Below are 17,679 nucleotides of genomic sequence, written 5' to 3'. Positions count from 1 at the left end.
ATTCATTGCACGATTGAACGCAAGGCAACGCGATGCGCGCTCCACGCCGGGACGAGCCGTGCCGCGCGCGTCAGGCGGACGCTGCCGCCGCTAATTCCAGCTAGACGGCTTTGGGCGCGATGTCGTCGACCGCGACTTCCGGCGGCGGCATCTCGGGCAGCGAGTCGACCGGCTTGCCCGAGTCACGCCAGGCTTCCATGCCGCCGCGCAGCGGCAGCACGTCGGAGAAGCCGGCTTCGTTGAGCTGCTTGGCCATCCATGCCGCGGAAATCTCGTTCGGGCAGGAGCAGTAGATCACGAGCTTCTGATCGTGCGCGTAGGTGGCGACGATGTCGTCGAGTTGCCGTTCATCGGCGAATTGCGCGCCGGGGATCACGAACGGATCGAGCTTGCGCTTCTCCTCCGAACGGATGTCGAACACGACCGGCGCCCGGTCAGCCGCGAACAGCTTCGCGAGTTCGTCGACCTCGATGCGCGCGGACGCGAGCTTCGCGATCAACTGACGGCGCCTGATCCACCGGTATGCCGCGTACAGCACCAGCAACGCGACGACGACGAGCGCCGCCGTGCGCCCGAGCCGCCCGGCGATCGCGAACAGCATGTCGATCTGCCGCGCGAACAGCGCGCCGATGATCAGCCCGGTGCCGGACCACAGCGCGGCGCCGACGCCGTCATAGGTGAGGAAGGTGCGGTAGCGCGTGCGCATCGCGCCGGCCATCGGGATCGACACGATCGACAGCCCCGGCACGAACTTCGCGACCGCGAGCACGCGCACGCCCCAGCGGCCGAAGAAGCGCTCGGTCTTTTTCACGCAGGTGTCACGCGACAGCGACAGCCGGCAGATCGTCTTCAGCGTATTGCCGCCGTAGATGCGGCCCGCGACGTACCACGCGCTGTCGCCGATCAGCGTCGCGAAGATCGACAGCACGAGGACCGGCAGCAGTTGCGTGCCGACCGAGCCGGGGTGCATCGCGGCCATCGCGCCGAACAGCACGAGCGACGGCATGGCCGGCACCGGCAGCCCGAGCGCGGCGGCCAGCACGTTGAGGAAGACGAGCGCCGGTCCATATTGCGCGACGAGGTCATGTAGCATCGGTTTAACATCCGCGGCCCTTGCGGGCGCAGCGTGGTAAGGAATGCACAGGGGAATTCAACGATTATGGACGTATTTTCGAGACGTGCAACCGGCCCGTCATCTGGCTGCGATCGGGCCGGCATGCGTGGTCGCATGTCCCGAGGCACAAGCGTGGCAACCGCTTGTGACAAGTTGCTGAAGGCTGGGAAAGCGTGCTCGACGAGACGCGCGAAAGCGCTTGCAAAAAACCGTAGGAACGCGGGGATTGACGGCGTGAGCGGAACAAACGGAAGCACGGCGACGCGCGCAGGCGCGCCCAATGCCAATAATCCCGCGCTGACGCGTCGAAGTGCGACGCAACCGGCGCGAGAGGCTGACGAGTCACGCGACGGTCACCCCCGCCGCGCGCCTGCTTCACTGACGATGATTGTGCTGCTCGCCCGGCAACTCGGCGCCATGCGCGCGGATCGCGGCGATCAGCTCCGCGGGCGTGATTTCGTAGCGCACTTCGCGATGTATGCCCGGCTTGCGCTCATCGACCTCGATCAGCAGGATGCCTTTGCCGTCTTCGGTCGATTCGAGGCGCAGCGAGCGAAGTTCGCGCGCCGTTGCGTCGTCGTATTCGGTGAGCAGGGCCATTGACCCGGAGGACCCGGTGATGCGCATCGAAGTTGTCCTTGTTGCGTTGGTGATGGAACCATTGTACGGGGCGGACGGCGTGCCGTCTGCCGCGTCCGCGTGCCGTGTTGCGTCTGCCTCTGTCTCGCCGGGGTTTTAGTCGAGTGTGACGCTGCCGCTAGCGGATTCGCGGTTGCGGAGCGAGCAACCAGTTTAACGCGACTCCTCGTCGCGACGGACGCATTTTTCATGCCCCATCGTGGCGCGACGTGCGTTCGGATTTTGTCATGCGGGTGACGCGGGGGCGGGCTAGGAAACATTGGGCCCGCGCAAAAAAATAGCCCGTCCGGACAGGGACGGGCCGTTAAACGCCGTTGTTACTCGGGTCAGCCTGCCCTTGCAACATTGGGCGCTGACGACTCCATCCTGGTGCTTCGTTGGCGGGCTGTCGAGGTGGGGGTAATGCGGATCTATCAGATCAAAGTACTGTTTTCCGGTTCGGCGTTCACACGAGGCCGGTCGCGTAATACACCGCGATCACGAAGAACACCGCGAGCGTCTTGATCACGGTGACCGCGAAGATGTCGCGATACGACTGCCGGTGCGTGAGACCTGTCACGGCGAGCAGCGTGATCACCGCGCCGTTGTGCGGTAGCGTATCCATGCCGCCGCTCGCCATCGCGACCACGCGATGCAGTACTTCGAGCGGAATATGCGCGGCTTCCGCACCCTTGATGAACGTATCCGACATCGCGGCGAGCGCAATGCTCATACCGCCCGATGCCGAGCCCGTGATGCCCGCCAACGTGCTCACCGACACCGCGGCGTTGACGAGCGGATTCGGGATGCTTTTCAGCGCATTGCTGACGACGAGAAAGCCCGGCAGCGCCGCGATCACACCGCCGAAGCCATATTCCGACGCGGTGTTGAGCGACGCCAGCAGCGCGCCCGCCACTGCCGCCTTGGTGCCCACCGCGAAGCGCTGGCTGACGCGACTGAACGCCGTCACGACGACCATCACGATGCCGAGCAGCAGCGCGCCCAGCACGGCCCAAATCCCCACGAGAGCCTTGACGCTCGTTTCGACCGGTGCATGCAGCCCCGGCAGGATGTCCGGGGTGACAGTGAAGGACGGGCCGTACCAGGTCGGAATCCAGCGCGTCAGCAGGAAGTTCGCGACGCCGACCATGACGAGCGGCGCGACCGCCAGCAGCGGATGCGGCAGCTGCTTCGACTCGACGCGCTCCGGCTCGTTGACGAGGTCGGTGCCGTAACCCTCGCCGGTCGCCATCGCGGCGCGGCGGCGCCATTCCAGATACGACAGACCGACCACGATGATGAACAGCGAGCCGAGCACGCCGAGCGTCGGCGCGGCCCACGAGGTGGTCTTGAAGAACGTCGTCGGGATGATGTTCTGGATCTGCGGCGTGCCGGGCAGCGAGTCCATCGTGAACGAGAACGCGCCGAGCGCGATCGCGCCGGGCATCAGCCGCTTCGGAATGTTGCTCTGGCGATACAGTTCGGCCGCGAACGGATAGACCGCGAACACGACGACGAACAGCGACACGCCGCCGTAGGTGAGCAGCGCGCACACCGCGACGATCACCGCGTTCGCGCGCGAGCGGCCGATATAGCGGATCGCGGCCGCGACGATGGACTCCGAGAAGCCCGACAGCTCGATCACCTTGCCGAATACGGCGCCGAGCAGAAACACCGGGAAGTACAGCTTTACGAAGCCGACCATCTTGTCCATGAAGATGCTCGTGAAGACCGGCGCGACGGCGGCGGGCTCGGTGAGCAGGACGGCGGCGAGCGCCGCGATGGGCGCGAACAGGATCACGCTGTAGCCGCGATACGCAGCAAACATCAGAAACGCCAGCGCGGCGATAACGATGAGAAAGGTCATTGAGTCTCCATAGCCTGTTTGTTCTACATGTTTGCCGTCCTCATCAAGCGACGGCGCGGCGCGGTCGGAATGCAGGTTCCATGCCATGCCTGCCGTTTTGCTGCCGGCGCGCCGTGGCGCATGGCGCGGCCGCGCAGCGGCGGGCCGAGGCATCGTTGGCGGATTGTACCCAAGCGTCTCCGAAACGGGACTTCTACTCGGTGAAGATCCCCTGAAACCAGGGTAAGTCATGATGCATAAGGCCTGACGTGTGTCTCATTTTGGAGATAAATTCGTCCACAGATTGAGATCGATGCCATCAAAAACGATAAGCGGAGACAACGACAGCATGATGACCGACTGGACGGGCCTGCCCGCCACCTATGACGACGTGCTTCGTCGGGCGATGGATTCTCTGTTTCGCACGTTCGAAAACTTCAGCGAAGGCACCTTCATCGTCGATGGGCAGGCGCGCGTCGTCTGGATCAACAAGCGGTATGCGGCGCGCTTCGGCTTTGCCGACCCGCAGCAGGCGATCGGCCGCGATTGCGAAGCGGTGATTCCAAACAGTCTTATGCGCGAGGTGGTCAACACCGGCAAGCCGATCCTGCTCGACATCATGGAGACCGATCGCGAGCCGCTCGTCGTCACGCGCCTGCCGCTCAAGGACGATGCCGGCGTGACGATCGGTGCGGTCGGCTTCGCGCTGTTCGACGAGCTGAAAGCGCTGTCGCCCCTCTTTTCGCAGTACTCGCGGTTGCAGCAGGAGCTGATCGCGACGCGCCAGTCGCTTGCGCAGGCGCGCCGCGCGCGCTATACGTTCGGCAGCTTCGTCGGCACGAGCGCGGTGTCGCTCGAAGTGAAGCGCCAGGCGCGGCGCGCGGCGCAACTCGAAGCGCCGGTGCTGCTGCTGGGTGAAACCGGCACCGGCAAGGAGCTGCTCGCGCATGCGATTCACGGCGGCTCGGCGCGCGCGCACAAGCCGCTCGTCAGCGTCAACGTCGCGGCGATTCCCGACACGCTGCTCGAAGTCGAGTTCTTCGGCGCCGCACCCGGCGCGTACACCGGCGCGGATCGCAAGGGGCGGGTCGGCAAGTTCGAGCTCGCCAACGGCGGCACGCTGTTTCTCGACGAGATCGGCGACATGCCGCTGCCGTTGCAGGGCAAGCTGCTGCGCGTGCTGCAGGACAAGGAATTCGAGCCGCTCGGCTCGAATCGGATCGTGCGCGCGGATGTGCGGATCATCGCGGCGACATCGGCCGATCTGCCCGCGCTCGTCGCGGCCGGGCGTTTTCGCGCGGACCTGTTCTACCGGCTCAACGTGCTGACGATCCATGCGCCGGCGCTGCGCGAGCGTCCGTCCGACATCGAGGCGCTTGCCTACGCGATGCTCGAGGATCTGGCCGCGCAGGCAGGCGGCGGCAGCCACTTCGAATTGCACGACGACGCGTTGCGCCTGCTGTGCGCGTACGACTGGCCCGGCAACGTGCGCGAACTGCGCAACACCTTGGAGCGCGCCGTGATGCTGTCCGACAGCGAGCGCATCGACGCGCGTGTGCTCGCGCCGTTCATCGGCTCGGGGCAGGGCGGCGCGGTGGCACCGGCGCGGACCCCGTCTGTCGCGGCCACCAGCGCGGACGTGGCCGCCACCGCCGAACCCACCGCGTGGAGCGACGCGATGGCCGCGTTCGAAAAGCGCTTTCTCTGCGACGCGTTGCGCGCGAACGGCGGCCGCGTCATTGACACTGCGAAACAGATCGGCATGGGCCGCGCGACGCTGTACAAGAAGATCGCCGCGCACGGCATCGACGTTTGACTCGCCGCGCCCGTCCAGCCGCGCCGCGCCAACTGACGCAGCACGAGAGCAGCGTGGCACAATCGCGAGATCGAAAAACAAGACGCGACCGGGGTCTCCATGAAATGGCTTTCTTTCTTTGCGCGCCGCTCGAGCGGCATACTGGCCGTCGCCGCGATCGTCGCGCTTGGCGGTTGCAGCAGCAGTGCGCCGCTGTTCCTGCCGGACGGCCGTGCGACCACGCTCGTGCAATGCCCGGTCGGTTCCGACTCGTGCTCGCAACAGGCGGCCGCCAGTTGCAATGGCGCGTTCGACGTCGTGCGCCAGTCGAGCGAGGGCGGCACGTTGAGCCTGATCTACGCCTGCCGCGCGACCGCGAAGTAAGCACCTGATGCCGTGCCGGTGCAATGCCGGCGCGCGCGGCTGGCCGATCCGTTGGCGGCCTTCGGTTTTTTTCACCCGTTCCCAGTTATTCCCTGCCGATTCCCGATACGCTCGCTGACCACGCTCGTGTCATTCCGGTCACCACATGGCCGTCATAAATTCATGCGCCTAATGTGTGCCCGATAAGCGGTTAGCATGCGAATTGGGATAAGTAAGCCGCATGCGGCATTTTTACAACGTTGAGTCACCGCGCAGCGATTATCCTTTGCGCCCGGACCACGATTTATCTTTACCTTCGGGGCGTCGAACGAAGTCAGTGCGCCAGGCAACGGAACGTGAAATTTGACAGCGGTATTCTTTTTTTAAACCGTTGGGGATTTAACCCCGGCGAGCAGAAATTGCCGGTTTTTTCCGACACAGGAGAAGTTCAGGAAGGTTTTTCGCTACTGGCGGGCATTACATTGGCCGCGCGGGCCAACGCGGCTTCATGCTTTCGATTTTTTTGCTTCAACACTAATTCAATAAAATCCGGGGAAAGCAATGAATCACCAGCAACTCGAAAAAGACATCGAGCATCTCGAGCACATAATTTCCCATATTTCCGCAGAAGACCGCATTCCTTTGTCTTACTGGCGTAACCGCCTTCAGCACGTCTCCGGCGCGGTTCTCGTGCCGGCGCAGGCAACCCGCGTCAAACGCCTCGATGCCGCGCTTTGCGCGTTGGAAAAACGGCAGAAAGCCTAATGTCGTCATGGTGTCCGCCAATCGGGATCGGCAGTTAGGAAAGCCGTCGTGTGCGCTTTCGCCGGAGAGGTTTTATCTTTCGGTTTGATCGCCCAAAGCGACCGGGTTCGCGCACGGTTTCTTTTACCGACACAGGATGAACATGCAGATAGCAGGACTTGCCGCGACCCGGCTCGCGACGCTGACCAACGCGATGCAGGGCTACGTGGAGCGGGGCGAAGTGGCGCGGGCGGTGTCGCTCGTATGGCGGCGTGGCGAAATCGGCTACTTCGAACCGGCGGGCCTACGCGACGAAGCCGCGCAATTGCCGATGGAGCGCGACACGCTGTTTCGCATCGCGTCGATGACGAAGCCCGTGACGAGCGCCGCGATCATGATGCTGATCGAGGAAGACCGCCTCGCGCTCGATGCGCCCATCTCGCGGTGGCTGCCCGAGCTTGCGGCGCCGCGCGTGCTGCGTGACCCGACCGGCCCGCTCGACCAGACCGATCCGGTACGCGCGCCGATTACGGTGCTCGACCTGCTCACGCATCGCGCGGGCTTCGCGTATGACTTCACGGCGTCGGGTCCGCTCGCCGAAGCCTACGCAGCCGCGTTCAACGGCTTCGAGGCGAGCGGCGGCAACAGCGCGTGCCTTGCGCGCATCGCCGCGTTGCCGCTGATGTTCCAGCCCGGCTCGCGCTGGCACTACGGCGTGGCGACCGACGTGCTCGGCGTGCTGATAGAACGCGTGAGCGGCATGACCCTTGGGGAGTTTTTCCGCACGCGCATTTTCGCGCCTCTCGGCATGCGCGACACCGCGTTCTGGGTGCCCGACGCACAGCTTGCGCGCCTCGCCACCGCATACAACATCGATCCCGGCACGCGGCGACGTGTGGTCGAGGATCATGCGGCGGCGAGCCGCTGGGCCAATCCGCAACGCTTTCAGAGCGGCGGCGGCGGGTTGGTCTCGACCGCCGAGGATTATCTGCAATTCGCGCAACTGCTGCTCGGGCGCGGCCGCGTCGGCGACACACGGCTGCTGTCGCATCGCTCGGTCGACCTGATGCGCAGCAATTTCCTGAGCCGCGAGCAGCGCCGCCTGCCTGCCTTCGGTCACGTGATCTAGGCGGGGCAAGGCTTCGGACTCGGCCTGTCGATCGTCGATGATCCGGCGCAGCAATTGCCGCTCGGCTACCGCTCGCTCGGCTCGTTCGGTTGGCCCGGCGCGTACGGCACGAGTTGGTTCGCCGATCCGGTCGAGAACATGATCGGCCTGATGCTGATCCAGCGCCGCTCGATCGACCCCTTCCCGATGGCCGTCGACTTCGAACGCCGCGTCTACGATGCGATCGACGATTGAGCGCGGCCGCCGCGCCTGCGCTCGGCCGCGCGATTCACTATCCTGTGATTTATTCGTCTGATAGTGTCCGTCGACCATTCATCGCGATTCATCGTAGTGCGTCCAACCGAGGGGGAACACCGGCATGGCCTCTTACAAACAGCTGACTGCGCAACTCGAAAAACTCCACAAGGAAGTCGCAGCCGCGCGCGAAAAAGAAGTCTCGCAAGCTATCGCCGATATCAAGCAGAAGATTGCCGAATACGACCTGACCGCCGAAGAACTCGGCTTGACGAGCGCCTCGCCGAAGCCGCGCCGAAAGTCGTCGACGACGTCGGTCGCCAAGTACCGCAATCCGAAGACCGGCGAAACCTGGAGCGGCCGTGGGCGCTCGCCGGCCTGGCTCGTCGGGAAAAATCGCGAGCGGTTTCTGATCGAAGGTTGAGCTTCGTCATGGACGCCGATGCGTCCGGATTCTCTGAAGTGATGCGTGGTTTGATCCGTATCGCACCGTTGCAAAGGTCCCGAAAACGCTCACCTTTGCGTGACGCCTGACCGTACACAGCGATATTCACCGAACATTCGAACCTCGCGGGATGCTTCGGTGAGCCAGGCTTTGTCGCGCGACGCACCTCCGCGGGTGCGAATCGCCATCGTGCCGCCCCGCCCCGCGCCGCTCGTCGCAAACCCGCGGCAGCCTTTGCTGGCGGGCGTTTCCAGGCGTCGAGCCGGAACCTGTTCATAGCGGTGCGAAGCTTTATCGCCGTTTTCCCGCGCATCGCGTTGGTGGCGCCCGGGCCCTGACAGGTGCGTGCATGCGCTTCGCGATCCTCACCTTTGACCGCAAATCGATATTCGCCGCCGCAAGTCCCGAAAACGCTCACCTTTGCGAGAAGTATGCGCGGCGCGCCGACGCTCGCGCCGTCGCCCCGTCCGGCGCCCGGGCCCTTTCCCCCGGCCGTCGCGCCGGACGTGTATCATTCGCACCTTGCGCCGTTTCTGCGCCAGCGATTCCCGCATTGTCGAACGCTGGGTCGTGACCCGTTCGCCACCCGTTTTCGGACGCGGCGCGAGCGCCGGCCGATCCGGGCCCGCGCCCGATTCTCGCAGCTCGACGCCGCCGCGCCACGCGCGGCATACCGGCCGCCCACGGCCGCCGGGAACCGCCTGAACCCCTTTCCGTGACCGCCAGACCCGATGTCAGTCTCCGAACTCAAACGCCGCCGCACGTTCGCGGTCATTTCCCACCCGGACGCGGGTAAAACCACGCTCACCGAAAAACTGCTGCTGTTCTCGGGCGCGATCCAGATCGCCGGCACCGTGAAGGGCCGCAAGAGCAACCGCTACGCGACGTCCGACTGGATGGAAATCGAAAAGCAACGCGGCATTTCGGTCGCGAGCTCGGTGATGCAGTTCGAGTACGGCGATTGCGTGATCAACCTGCTCGACACGCCGGGCCACGAAGACTTCTCCGAGGACACCTACCGTGTGCTGACCGCGGTCGACGCCGCCGTGATGGTGATCGACGGCGCGAACGGCGTCGAAGCGCAGACGCTGAAGCTGCTGGAAGTCTGCCGCAGCCGCAAGACGCCGATCGTCACGTTCATCAACAAGCTCGACCGCGAAGTGCGCGAGCCGCTCGAACTGCTCGACGAGATCGAGCAGCACCTCGGCGTGGCAGCGGTGCCTTTCACATGGCCGATCGGCATGGGCAAGGATTTCCAGGGCGTCTACGACGTCCAGCGCGATCAGGTGCGCGTGTTCCGCGCCGGTCAGGACACGGCCGGCGGCGCGGTCGAAACGCTGCAGGCACTGAGCAACGAGGAAGGCGAGCGCCGTTTCGGCCACGCATGGGTGCGTGCGAAGGAAGAAATCGATCTGATCACCGGCGCGACGCCCGAGTTCGACCGTGAGCAGTTCCTCGCCGGCCAGCAGTCGCCGGTGCTGTTCGGTTCGGCGATCAACAACTTCGGCGTGAAGGAGATTCTCGACGCGCTGGTCGACCTCGCGCCGCCGCCGTCAATGCGAATGACCGTGCAGCGTCCGGTGCAGCCGGAAGAGTCGAAGTTCACCGGCGTCGTGTTCAAGGTGCAGGCGAACATGGACCTCGCGCACCGCGACCGCGTCGCGTTCATCCGCGTGTGCTCGGGACGTTTCGAGCGCGGCATGGCGGTGAAGGTCACGCGCTCGAACAAGACGTTCCGCGCGAACAACGTGGTCACGTTCCTGTCGCAGCGTCGCGAGACGGTGAGCGAGGCGTATCCGGGCGACATCATCGGTATTCCGAACCATGGCACGCTGAGTCTCGGCGATACGCTGACCGAAGGCGAGCAGCTGCAGTTCGTCGGCCTGCCGTTCTTCGCGCCGGAAATTTTTCAGACCGTCGAAGTGGTCGATCCGATGCGCGCCAAGCAGCTCGGCGAAGCGCTGAGGCAGCTCGGCGAGGAAGGCGCGATCCAGGTGTTCCGTCCCGAAGCGGGCGGTCTGATGATTCTCGGCGCGGTCGGGCAGCTGCAGTTCGAAGTGGTGTCGCACCGTCTGTCGACGGAATACAAGGTCGACGTGCGCATGGCGCCGGCGCGTTACCGCCTGTCGCGCTGGGTGACCTGCGACGATCCGGGCGAGCTGCGCCGCTTCACCGACTCGTACTCGGCGCGAATCGCGCTCGATGCGTCCGAGGCGCCGACCTATCTGGCCTCGCACGTGTCGGAGATCGAAGTCGCGCAGAAGGCGTGGCCGAAGATCGTGTTCAACGAGTTGCGCGAGCACTCGGGAGCGCCGTTCAGAAAGGCGATGTAAAACCGCGAGTCCGCTGGTTTCGAAGCAAAAAAGCCGCGTCGTTCGACGCGGCTTTTTACTTTTCCGCCGCAACAACGTCCCGCGCCAGCGCGCGACTTCGCCTATGCTGACGGAACCACCCGCCCCGCCGCGAAGCCGGCTCCAATCCCTGTCCAACCGCATGGAGCGCCCGTGACCGTTCGCAACCTCGACGCCTTGTTTCGCCCGAAATCCGTCGCCGTGATCGGCGCGTCCGAGCGGCCGGGCAGCACCGGCGCGATGGTCTGGGCGCGTGTGCTGGAAGGCGGCTTCGACGGCCCGCTGTGGCCGGTCAATCCGAAGCACGCGACGCTCGGCGTCCACCCGGTGATTCCCGACGTCGGCGATCTGCCGCAGGCGCCCACCGTCGCGGTGATCTGCACGCCGCCCGCGACGTGGCCCTCGTTGATCCATAAGCTCGGTGGCATGGGCACGCGCGCCGTAATCATCGTTGGCGAGGTGCGCAGCGATGAAGACCGGCTCGAGCTGCGGCACGCGCTGTCGGCGGCGCGGCTGCATCTGTTGCGCATCGTCGGACCCGGCAGTCTCGGCGTGGTGTCGCCGGCGCTCGGCGCGCATCTGGGCGCGCCGTCGTGCACGGTCAAGGCGGGCGGCGTCGCGTGGGTGTCGCAGTCGAATGCGCTGACCAACGCAGTGCTCGGCTGGGCACGAGCGCGCGGGCTCGGTTTTTCGCACGCGGTGGCGCTCGGAGCGGAGGCCGACGTCGATGCCGGCGACGTGCTCGATTACCTTGCGAGCGACCCCGGCACCCGCGCGATCCTGCTCGAACTCGACAGCGTGCGGGCGGCGCGCAAGTTCATGTCGGCCGCGCGCGCGGCGGCGCGCAACAAGCCGGTGCTCGCGCTGCGCTCCGGCCGCGACGATCCCGCGGACGGTCTCTACACAGCGGCGTTCCGGCGCGCGGGCCTCGTGCGCGTCGACGCGCTCGACGATCTGCTCGACGAAATCGAAACGCTCGGCGTCGGCCGCGTGGCGGCGGGCGCCACCGCCACGCTGATCACTAGCGATAGCGGTCTCGCGACGCTCGCGCGCGACGCGTTCACCGCCGCCGGCGGCCTGCTCGCGCCGTGGCCGGCCGCGGCGTCGGACGCGCTGCGCGAGGCGTTGCCGCTCGCGGTCGGCGGCAATCCGCTGCTGCTCGGCGACGGCGCGCGTCCTGAGCACTTCGGCACCGCGCTGAAGCTGCTCGGCGAGTATCGCGAGACCGGCACCGCCGTCGTGGTGCACGCATCGACGCATGGCGCGCCCGTCGACGATGTCGCGCAGGCGCTTATCGAGCATCAGCGTTTTGCCTATCGCGGGCTGCTCGCGTGCTTTTTCGGCGGTGTCGATGCGGCAAGGCGCGACGCGCTGCATGCGCAGGGCATCCCGGTGCACACGACGCCGCAGCGGCTCGCGCGCGCCTTCGCCCGTCTGGTCGATTACCGGCTGGGCCGCGAACTGCTGATGCAAACGCCGGAAGGCCTGCCTGCGCAGATTCCCGAGTCGATCGACGCCGCCCAGGCGCAGGCTCGCGAAGCGTTGGCGGCGGGCGCGAGCGAGCTTGCCGGGGCGGCGGCGGCGCGGTTTCTATCGCGGTTCGGGTTGCGGGTGGAGGGCGCGGAAGGAGGGGGCGCCCACGCATCGGGCGCCGATGCACCGAGCGCCGATGCCGACGGCGCCGTAAAGCCCATCGTCGACGTCGCCGTCGAACTGCACGACGACGACAACTTCGGCCCCGTGTTCCGCTTCGCCGCGCCGCCGATCGACGGCGTTTCCAGCGGGGTGCACGTGTACGGCCTGCCGCCGCTCAATCCGATGCTCGCGCGCGACATCGTCACGCGTTCGCACTACGCGAGGCTGGTCGCGCCGGAGCCGACGCTCGCGGCGTTGACGGCGGTGTCGCAAGCGGTTTGCGACGTGCGCGAGATCGTCGGCCTGTCGTTGAAGCTCAGGGTCTACCGGGACCGGGTGACGGTGGTCGATCCCGTGTTGCGGGTCGGCGCGCAGCGCAGCCGTCTCGCGATCGTGCCGTATCCGCGCCGCTTCGAGGAAACGATCGACTGGCAGGGGATGCGTGTAACGGTGCGGCCGATTCGCCCCGAAGACGAAAACGCGCATCGCGAGTTCGTGCAGGCGATGACGCCGGAAGATTTGCGGCTGCGTTTTTTCGGTTCGGTCGGCGCGTTCGACCACTCGCAACTCGCGCGCATGACGCAGATCGACTACGACCGGGAAATGGCGCTGATCGCGACGGTCGACAACGAAGACGGCGTCGCGCAGACGCTCGGCGTGGTGCGCGCGGTGGCCGATCCCGACAACGAGACGGCCGAATTCGCGGTGACCGTGCGCTCGGACCAGAAGGGGCGGCGCCTCGGCCAGTTGCTGATGCAGCGGATCATCGCGTACGCGCGGGCGCGCGACACGCACTGGCTGATCGGTGAAGCGTTGCGCGAGAACGCCGCGATGATCGCGCTCGCGAAGGCCAGCGGCTTCACGATCACGCGGACCGATGACCCCGGTGTGGTCGGCTTCCGGATGGCGCTCGACGAAACGGCGGGGGCGGACCCGAAGTCCGCCGCGCAGAACCAGCCGGCGCGTTGAGCGGCTGACGTCGCGAGCCGCTCAACGCATGGCTTCACCGCCTCACGCCGCCAGCTTCTGAGCCGCCTCGTCGACCTGCGCGCGCGTGACCGACAGCTCGTCGAGCCATGCCTGCGCATAAACGGCGCCGGTTTCGCGTTCGAGCCGCGCGATCGTCGCGGCGCAGCGGTTCGCGTCCTTCAGCGTCGAAATGAACGCTTTCACCGACTCACCGCCCTTGAACGCGTCGAACAGCGGCACGCGAATTTCGTCGGGCAGCGCACGGGTGGTCCATTGGTACGGCTTGCCGTTGAACGTCAGCGACGGCGGCAGCACGCGCTCCTTGCGCGCGGCCGGAATCAGGCCGTAGGTGCGCGCCGCTTCGCCGATCTGCTCGGGCGAAAACAGCTCGTCGGGCGTGATGTCGAACTGCTGGATGAAAGTCTCGATGCTTTGCATCGCGGCGGCGCGGTCGTCGCGGCGCTTCTGCGCGTGGGCGACGATGTCGCGCAGTTCGTCGGCTTCTTCGACGGTGATCGTGAAGCTCGACTGCTTCTGCTGGAGTTCGGAAAAACGCTGGAATTCGGAATCGGTCAGAAGTTTGGCCATTGCTCAATCGATGCGCGCGCATGAGCCCGTCATGCGGCGTTATTTTGGAAGGGCCGCCATTCTAAACCATGTGCGCGTGCGCGCCGCCGCGCACTTTACCGCGCAACTTACCGATCACGCCGCCTGCTCGCGGAACATCGACAGCGCCTGCACCGTGTCGCGCAGCAGCGTGGTGGCCGCTTCTAGCGTCGGCGCGACGTATTCGTCGATCCGCCGCAGATATGGGCAGGTCAGCACCGCGATCGCCTGTCCCGACGGCGCGAGTATCGGGAACGTCAAGTCGGTGACGCCGAAGGTCTGCTGGCTGTCCTTCTGCCAGAAGCCCGCTGCGCGGATGCGCTCGCAGGCCTCCTCCAGCGCGTCGCGATCGAGCGTCACTTCGCCCTTCACCTTCGTGTGCTCCGCAAGCATCTGCCGGCGCTGCTCGACGCTCTGGAACGCGAGCATCACGCGCCCCGAACCGGTGTCGATCAGGCCGACCCGCGAACCGAGCCGCACTGACATGCCCCATGTGCCCGGTCCGTCGACTTGCGCAATCACCAGCAGGTTGCCGCGGTCGTAGACGACGAGGTGGCAAGACTGCTCGGCCGCGTCGGCGAAACGCTGCATCAGCGGCAGCGCTTCTGCGATCAGCCGGTTCATTGGCGGATGACGGTGCGCGAGCGCGAACAGCTTCAGGCTCAGCGAGTAGCGGTCGCCAGCCGCCGAGCGCACCACATATTGGCGCGCGACGAGGCGTTCGAGCATCCGGTACATCTCGCTCGCGTTGCGGCCCAGCTGCCGCGTGATTTCGGCGCGCGTGAGTCCTTCCTTCTGCTCGGACAGTAGCTCGAGAATGTCGAGGCCTTTATCCAGCGCGGGGGCGCGATAGCGGTCGTCGTCCTTGTCTTCGGCGTCCATCGTGAGGGTCGGAGAATTCGGTCTGGGAGTTCTTATTATCTGGTGTACGCGGGCGAGTGCGTAGCATTTCGCGAACTGGATCGCCTATGTCCAGGGAAAACCTAGGCGTCCGCGCCGCGTAGTTTGCTTGACTTGGAAAAATTCGAATATGAATAATACGTTCATTGGTGAATGAATGCACTTCCAGGCGGTGCGCGGAGTGTGATCGCCGCACCTCGCCGCCGCATGGTAAAAAGACCACAAAACTGGAGACACGCTCATGTCGGCATCGATCGTATCGAAAATCGGGCAGCGGCGCCGTATCGGCCGCGGCTCGTTGCAGGTGAGCGGACTCGGGCTCGGCACGGCGCCGCTCGGCGGCCTGTACCGTGACCTGTCCGACGAGGAGGCCCAAGCGACGATCGCCGCCGCCTGGGACGCGGGTGTGCGCTACTTCGACACCGCGCCGCACTACGGCAACACCAAGGCCGAGCATCGGCTCGGCGCGGCGCTGCGCCACTATCCGCGCGGCGAGTATGTGCTGTCGACCAAGGTCGGCCGCCGCTTCGTGCCGCGCACGTCGCCATTCGACGACCGCGAAGGCTGGCAGAATCCGCTGCCGTTCGAAGCGATCTACGACTACACGCACGACGGCATTCTGCGTTCGTTCGAGGACAGCCAGCAGCGCCTCGGCATCATCGATATCGACGTCCTGCTCGTGCATGACATCGGTCGCGTCACGCACGGCGACCGGCATCCGCACTACTGGCGGCAACTGACCGAAGGGGGCGGCTTCCGTGCGCTCGAGCGCCTGCGCTCGACGGGCGCAATCAAGGCGCTCGGCCTCGGCGTCAACGAGGGCGCGGTGATCCTCGATGCGATGGCCGAGTGCGATATCGATTGCGCGTTGCTCGCGGGCCGTTATACGCTGCTCGAGCAGACCACCTTGGATGACCTGCTGCCCGCCTGCGAGGCGCGCGGCGTCAGCATCCTGCTCGGCGGCGCGTTCAATTCGGGCATTCTGGCGCGGGGCGTCGAAGGCGATCTGAAGTTCAATTACGGCGCCGCGCCGCCCGAGGTGATCGAGCGCGTCGCGCGTCTGGAGGCGGTGTGCCGCGTCCATGACGTGCCGCTCGCCGCCGCCGCGTTGCAGTTTCCGTATGCGCACCCGGCAGTCGCCACCGTGCTGACCGGCGCGCGCAGCGCCGACGAATTGCGCGAGAACGTCGCGTCGTTCGAGCTGCCGATCCCAACGGCCCTGTGGTCCGCATTGCGCGACGCGGGCCTGCTCGACCCCCGTGCGCCCGCGCCCGAGGATTGATCCGACCATGCCGATCGATGCTCACCAGCACTACTGGGACCCCGCGCGGGGTGACTACGAGTGGCTGACGCCGGAGCTGAAAATCCTCTACCGGCCGTTCGGGCCTGATGATCTGAAGCCGTTGCGCGAACAGGCCGGCATCGAGCGAACCGTGGTCGTGCAGGCCGCGCCGACGCTCGACGAAACTCGCTACCTGCTCGACATCGCGCGGCACGAGCCGTCGATCGCGGGCGTGGTCGGCTGGGTGCCGCTGTTGTTGCCGAACGCGCCCGATCTGATCGAGGTGCTCGCGCGCGAGCCGAAGTTCAAGGGCGTGCGGCCGATGCTTCAGGATCTGCCCGACGACGGCTGGATCGCGAACCCCGATCTCGCGCCGGCGATCGAGGCGCTGATCGCGCACGATCTCGCGTTCGATGCGCTGATCTACGCGCGTCACGTGCAATACGTCGAGATCTTCGCGCAGCGTTTCCCGGCGCTGCGCATGGTGGTCGATCATGGCGCGAAGCCGCCGATCCGCTACGGACAGGCGGGCTACCCGGTATGGCGCGACGCGATCACGCGGCTCGCCGCGCTGCCGCAGGTGCACTGCAAGCTGTCGGGTCTCGCAACCGAGGCCTCGCCCGGCTGGAGCGAGGACACGCTGCGGCCCTACGTCGAACATCTGCTGAAAACGTTCGGTCCCGCGCGGCTGATGTGGGGCAGCGACTGGCCGGTGCTCGAACTGAACGGCGACTATCTGCTGTGGCATTCGGTGGCGACCACGCTCGTCGCGTCGTTGAGCGACGCCGAGCGCGACGCCGTGTTCGGCGACAACGCCGCCGCGTTTTATCGGCTTTGATTTCGTTAGCAGCCCATTCAACTGGAGTCGTAGATGACACAAAGACTGGCCGGCAAAACGGCCCTGATCACCGCGGCGGGACAAGGTATCGGTCTCGCCACCGCCGAACTGTTCGCGCGCGAAGGCGCGCGCGTGATCGCCACCGATATCCGCATCGACGGACTCGCCGGCAAGCCGGTCGAGGCGCGCAAGCTCGACGTGCTCGATGGCGCGGCGATCAAGGCGCTCGCCGCGGAAGTCGGCACGATCGACGTGCTGTTCAACTGCGCGGGCTTCGTACACTCGGGCAATATCCTCGAATGCAGCGAGGAGGACTGGGATTTCGCGTTCGACCTCAACGCGAAGGCCATGTACCGTATGATTCGCGCGTTCTTGCCGGCCATGCTGGAGAAGGGCGGCGGCTCGATCATCAACATGTCGTCGGCGGCGTCGAGCGTGAAGGGCGTGCCGAATCGCTTCGCGTACGGCGCGTCGAAGGCCGCGGTGGTCGGGCTGACGAAGTCCGTCGCTGCGGATTTCGTCACGCGTGGTGTACGCTGTAACGCGATTTGCCCGGGCACGGTGTCCTCGCCGTCGCTCGAACAGCGAATCGCCGCGCAGGCTCAGGCGCAGGGCGCGTCGCTCGATGCGGTGCAGGCCGCCTTCGTCGCGCGTCAGCCGATGGGCCGCATCGGCAAGCCGGAGGAGATCGCCGCGCTCGCGCTGTATCTCGCGTCCGACGAGTCGTCATTCACGACGGGCCAACTCCATGTAATCGACGGCGGATGGTCGAACTGATTCTGATTGACTGACGAACCGAACACTACTGAA

Annotated in this window: 14 protein-coding genes and 1 pseudogene; 10 read left to right on the top strand and 5 right to left on the bottom strand. The window is 65.9% G+C overall.

The window, feature by feature from the left end; genetic code table 11:
* Window positions 1-100: 100 nt before the first annotated feature.
* The 3 genes from OKW44_RS12550 to OKW44_RS12540 form a co-directional block, all read right to left on the bottom strand.
* On the bottom strand, window positions 101-1,093 hold the full coding sequence (locus tag OKW44_RS12550) for a DedA family protein/thiosulfate sulfurtransferase GlpE (protein WP_018424070.1): 993 nt from the start codon (window positions 1,091-1,093) through the stop codon (window positions 101-103).
* Between the two features lie 396 nt (window positions 1,094-1,489).
* Window positions 1,490-1,741 carry a hypothetical protein gene (locus OKW44_RS12545; RefSeq protein WP_008921056.1) on the bottom strand — a complete coding sequence of 84 codons (252 nt, stop codon included), beginning with the start codon at window positions 1,739-1,741 and terminating at the stop codon, window positions 1,490-1,492.
* A gap of 457 nt (window positions 1,742-2,198) precedes the next feature.
* On the bottom strand, window positions 2,199-3,599 hold the full coding sequence (locus OKW44_RS12540; RefSeq protein ID WP_018424071.1) for a GntP family permease: 1,401 nt from the start codon (window positions 3,597-3,599) through the stop codon (window positions 2,199-2,201).
* A 328-nt stretch (window positions 3,600-3,927) separates the two neighbouring features.
* On the opposite strand from OKW44_RS12540, the gene OKW44_RS12535 reads away from it, so the two are divergent.
* The 7 genes and pseudogenes from OKW44_RS12535 (at window position 3,928) to OKW44_RS12505 (ending at window position 13,243) form a co-directional block, all read left to right on the top strand.
* The gene (locus OKW44_RS12535) at window positions 3,928-5,394 is read left to right on the top strand and encodes a sigma-54 interaction domain-containing protein (RefSeq protein ID WP_018424072.1); all 1,467 of its coding nucleotides are present in this window, start codon (window positions 3,928-3,930) and stop codon (window positions 5,392-5,394) included.
* Window positions 5,395-5,493: 99 nt separating this feature from the next.
* Window positions 5,494-5,757 (top strand): hypothetical protein, encoded by a 264-nt coding sequence (locus OKW44_RS12530; protein WP_018424073.1) that lies wholly within the window; start codon window positions 5,494-5,496, stop codon window positions 5,755-5,757.
* A gap of 540 nt (window positions 5,758-6,297) precedes the next feature.
* Window positions 6,298-6,501: a hypothetical protein gene (locus tag OKW44_RS12525; protein ID WP_084754379.1), complete on the top strand. Its 204-nt coding sequence runs from the start codon at window positions 6,298-6,300 to the stop codon at window positions 6,499-6,501.
* A gap of 142 nt (window positions 6,502-6,643) precedes the next feature.
* Window positions 6,644-7,843: pseudogene (locus OKW44_RS12520) on the top strand (serine hydrolase domain-containing protein).
* Between the two features lie 124 nt (window positions 7,844-7,967).
* Complete coding sequence (locus tag OKW44_RS12515; protein WP_018424077.1) at window positions 7,968-8,267, top strand: H-NS histone family protein; 300 nt, start codon at window positions 7,968-7,970, stop codon at window positions 8,265-8,267.
* Window positions 8,268-9,019: 752 nt separating this feature from the next.
* Window positions 9,020-10,621 (top strand): peptide chain release factor 3, encoded by a 1,602-nt coding sequence (locus OKW44_RS12510; protein WP_018424078.1) that lies wholly within the window; start codon window positions 9,020-9,022, stop codon window positions 10,619-10,621.
* Between the two features lie 171 nt (window positions 10,622-10,792).
* Window positions 10,793-13,243, top strand: coding sequence for a bifunctional acetate--CoA ligase family protein/GNAT family N-acetyltransferase (locus OKW44_RS12505; protein ID WP_018424079.1), 2,451 nt, complete (start codon window positions 10,793-10,795; stop codon window positions 13,241-13,243).
* Between the two features lie 42 nt (window positions 13,244-13,285).
* On the opposite strand, the gene OKW44_RS12500 is transcribed toward OKW44_RS12505, so the two are convergent.
* Window positions 13,286-13,831, bottom strand: coding sequence for a hypothetical protein (locus OKW44_RS12500; protein ID WP_018424080.1), 546 nt, complete (start codon window positions 13,829-13,831; stop codon window positions 13,286-13,288).
* A 114-nt stretch (window positions 13,832-13,945) separates the two neighbouring features.
* Window positions 13,946-14,731, bottom strand: a complete 786-nt coding sequence (locus OKW44_RS12495; protein WP_018424081.1) for an IclR family transcriptional regulator — start codon at window positions 14,729-14,731, stop codon at window positions 13,946-13,948.
* A gap of 259 nt (window positions 14,732-14,990) precedes the next feature.
* Between OKW44_RS12495 and OKW44_RS12490 the strand changes: the two genes are divergently transcribed.
* The 3 genes from OKW44_RS12490 to OKW44_RS12480 are packed head-to-tail and all read left to right on the top strand — an operon-like array spanning window position 14,991 to window position 17,646.
* Complete coding sequence (locus OKW44_RS12490; protein WP_018424082.1) at window positions 14,991-16,031, top strand: aldo/keto reductase; 1,041 nt, start codon at window positions 14,991-14,993, stop codon at window positions 16,029-16,031.
* Window positions 16,032-16,038: 7 nt separating this feature from the next.
* A complete protein-coding gene (locus OKW44_RS12485; RefSeq protein WP_018424083.1) occupies window positions 16,039-16,869 on the top strand; it encodes an amidohydrolase family protein in 831 nt (276 codons plus the stop codon).
* A gap of 33 nt (window positions 16,870-16,902) precedes the next feature.
* The gene (locus OKW44_RS12480; protein ID WP_018424084.1) at window positions 16,903-17,646 is read left to right on the top strand and encodes an SDR family oxidoreductase; all 744 of its coding nucleotides are present in this window, start codon (window positions 16,903-16,905) and stop codon (window positions 17,644-17,646) included.
* Window positions 17,647-17,679: the final 33 nt, after the last annotated feature.

The sequence above is a fragment of the Paraburkholderia lebeckiae genome (assembly GCF_050436325.1).
GTDB classification, from domain to species: Bacteria; Pseudomonadota; Gammaproteobacteria; order Burkholderiales; family Burkholderiaceae; genus Paraburkholderia; species Paraburkholderia tuberum.
The sequence above is the reverse complement of the archived record's forward strand: the minus strand, read 5'-3'. Positions and strand labels throughout refer to the sequence as shown.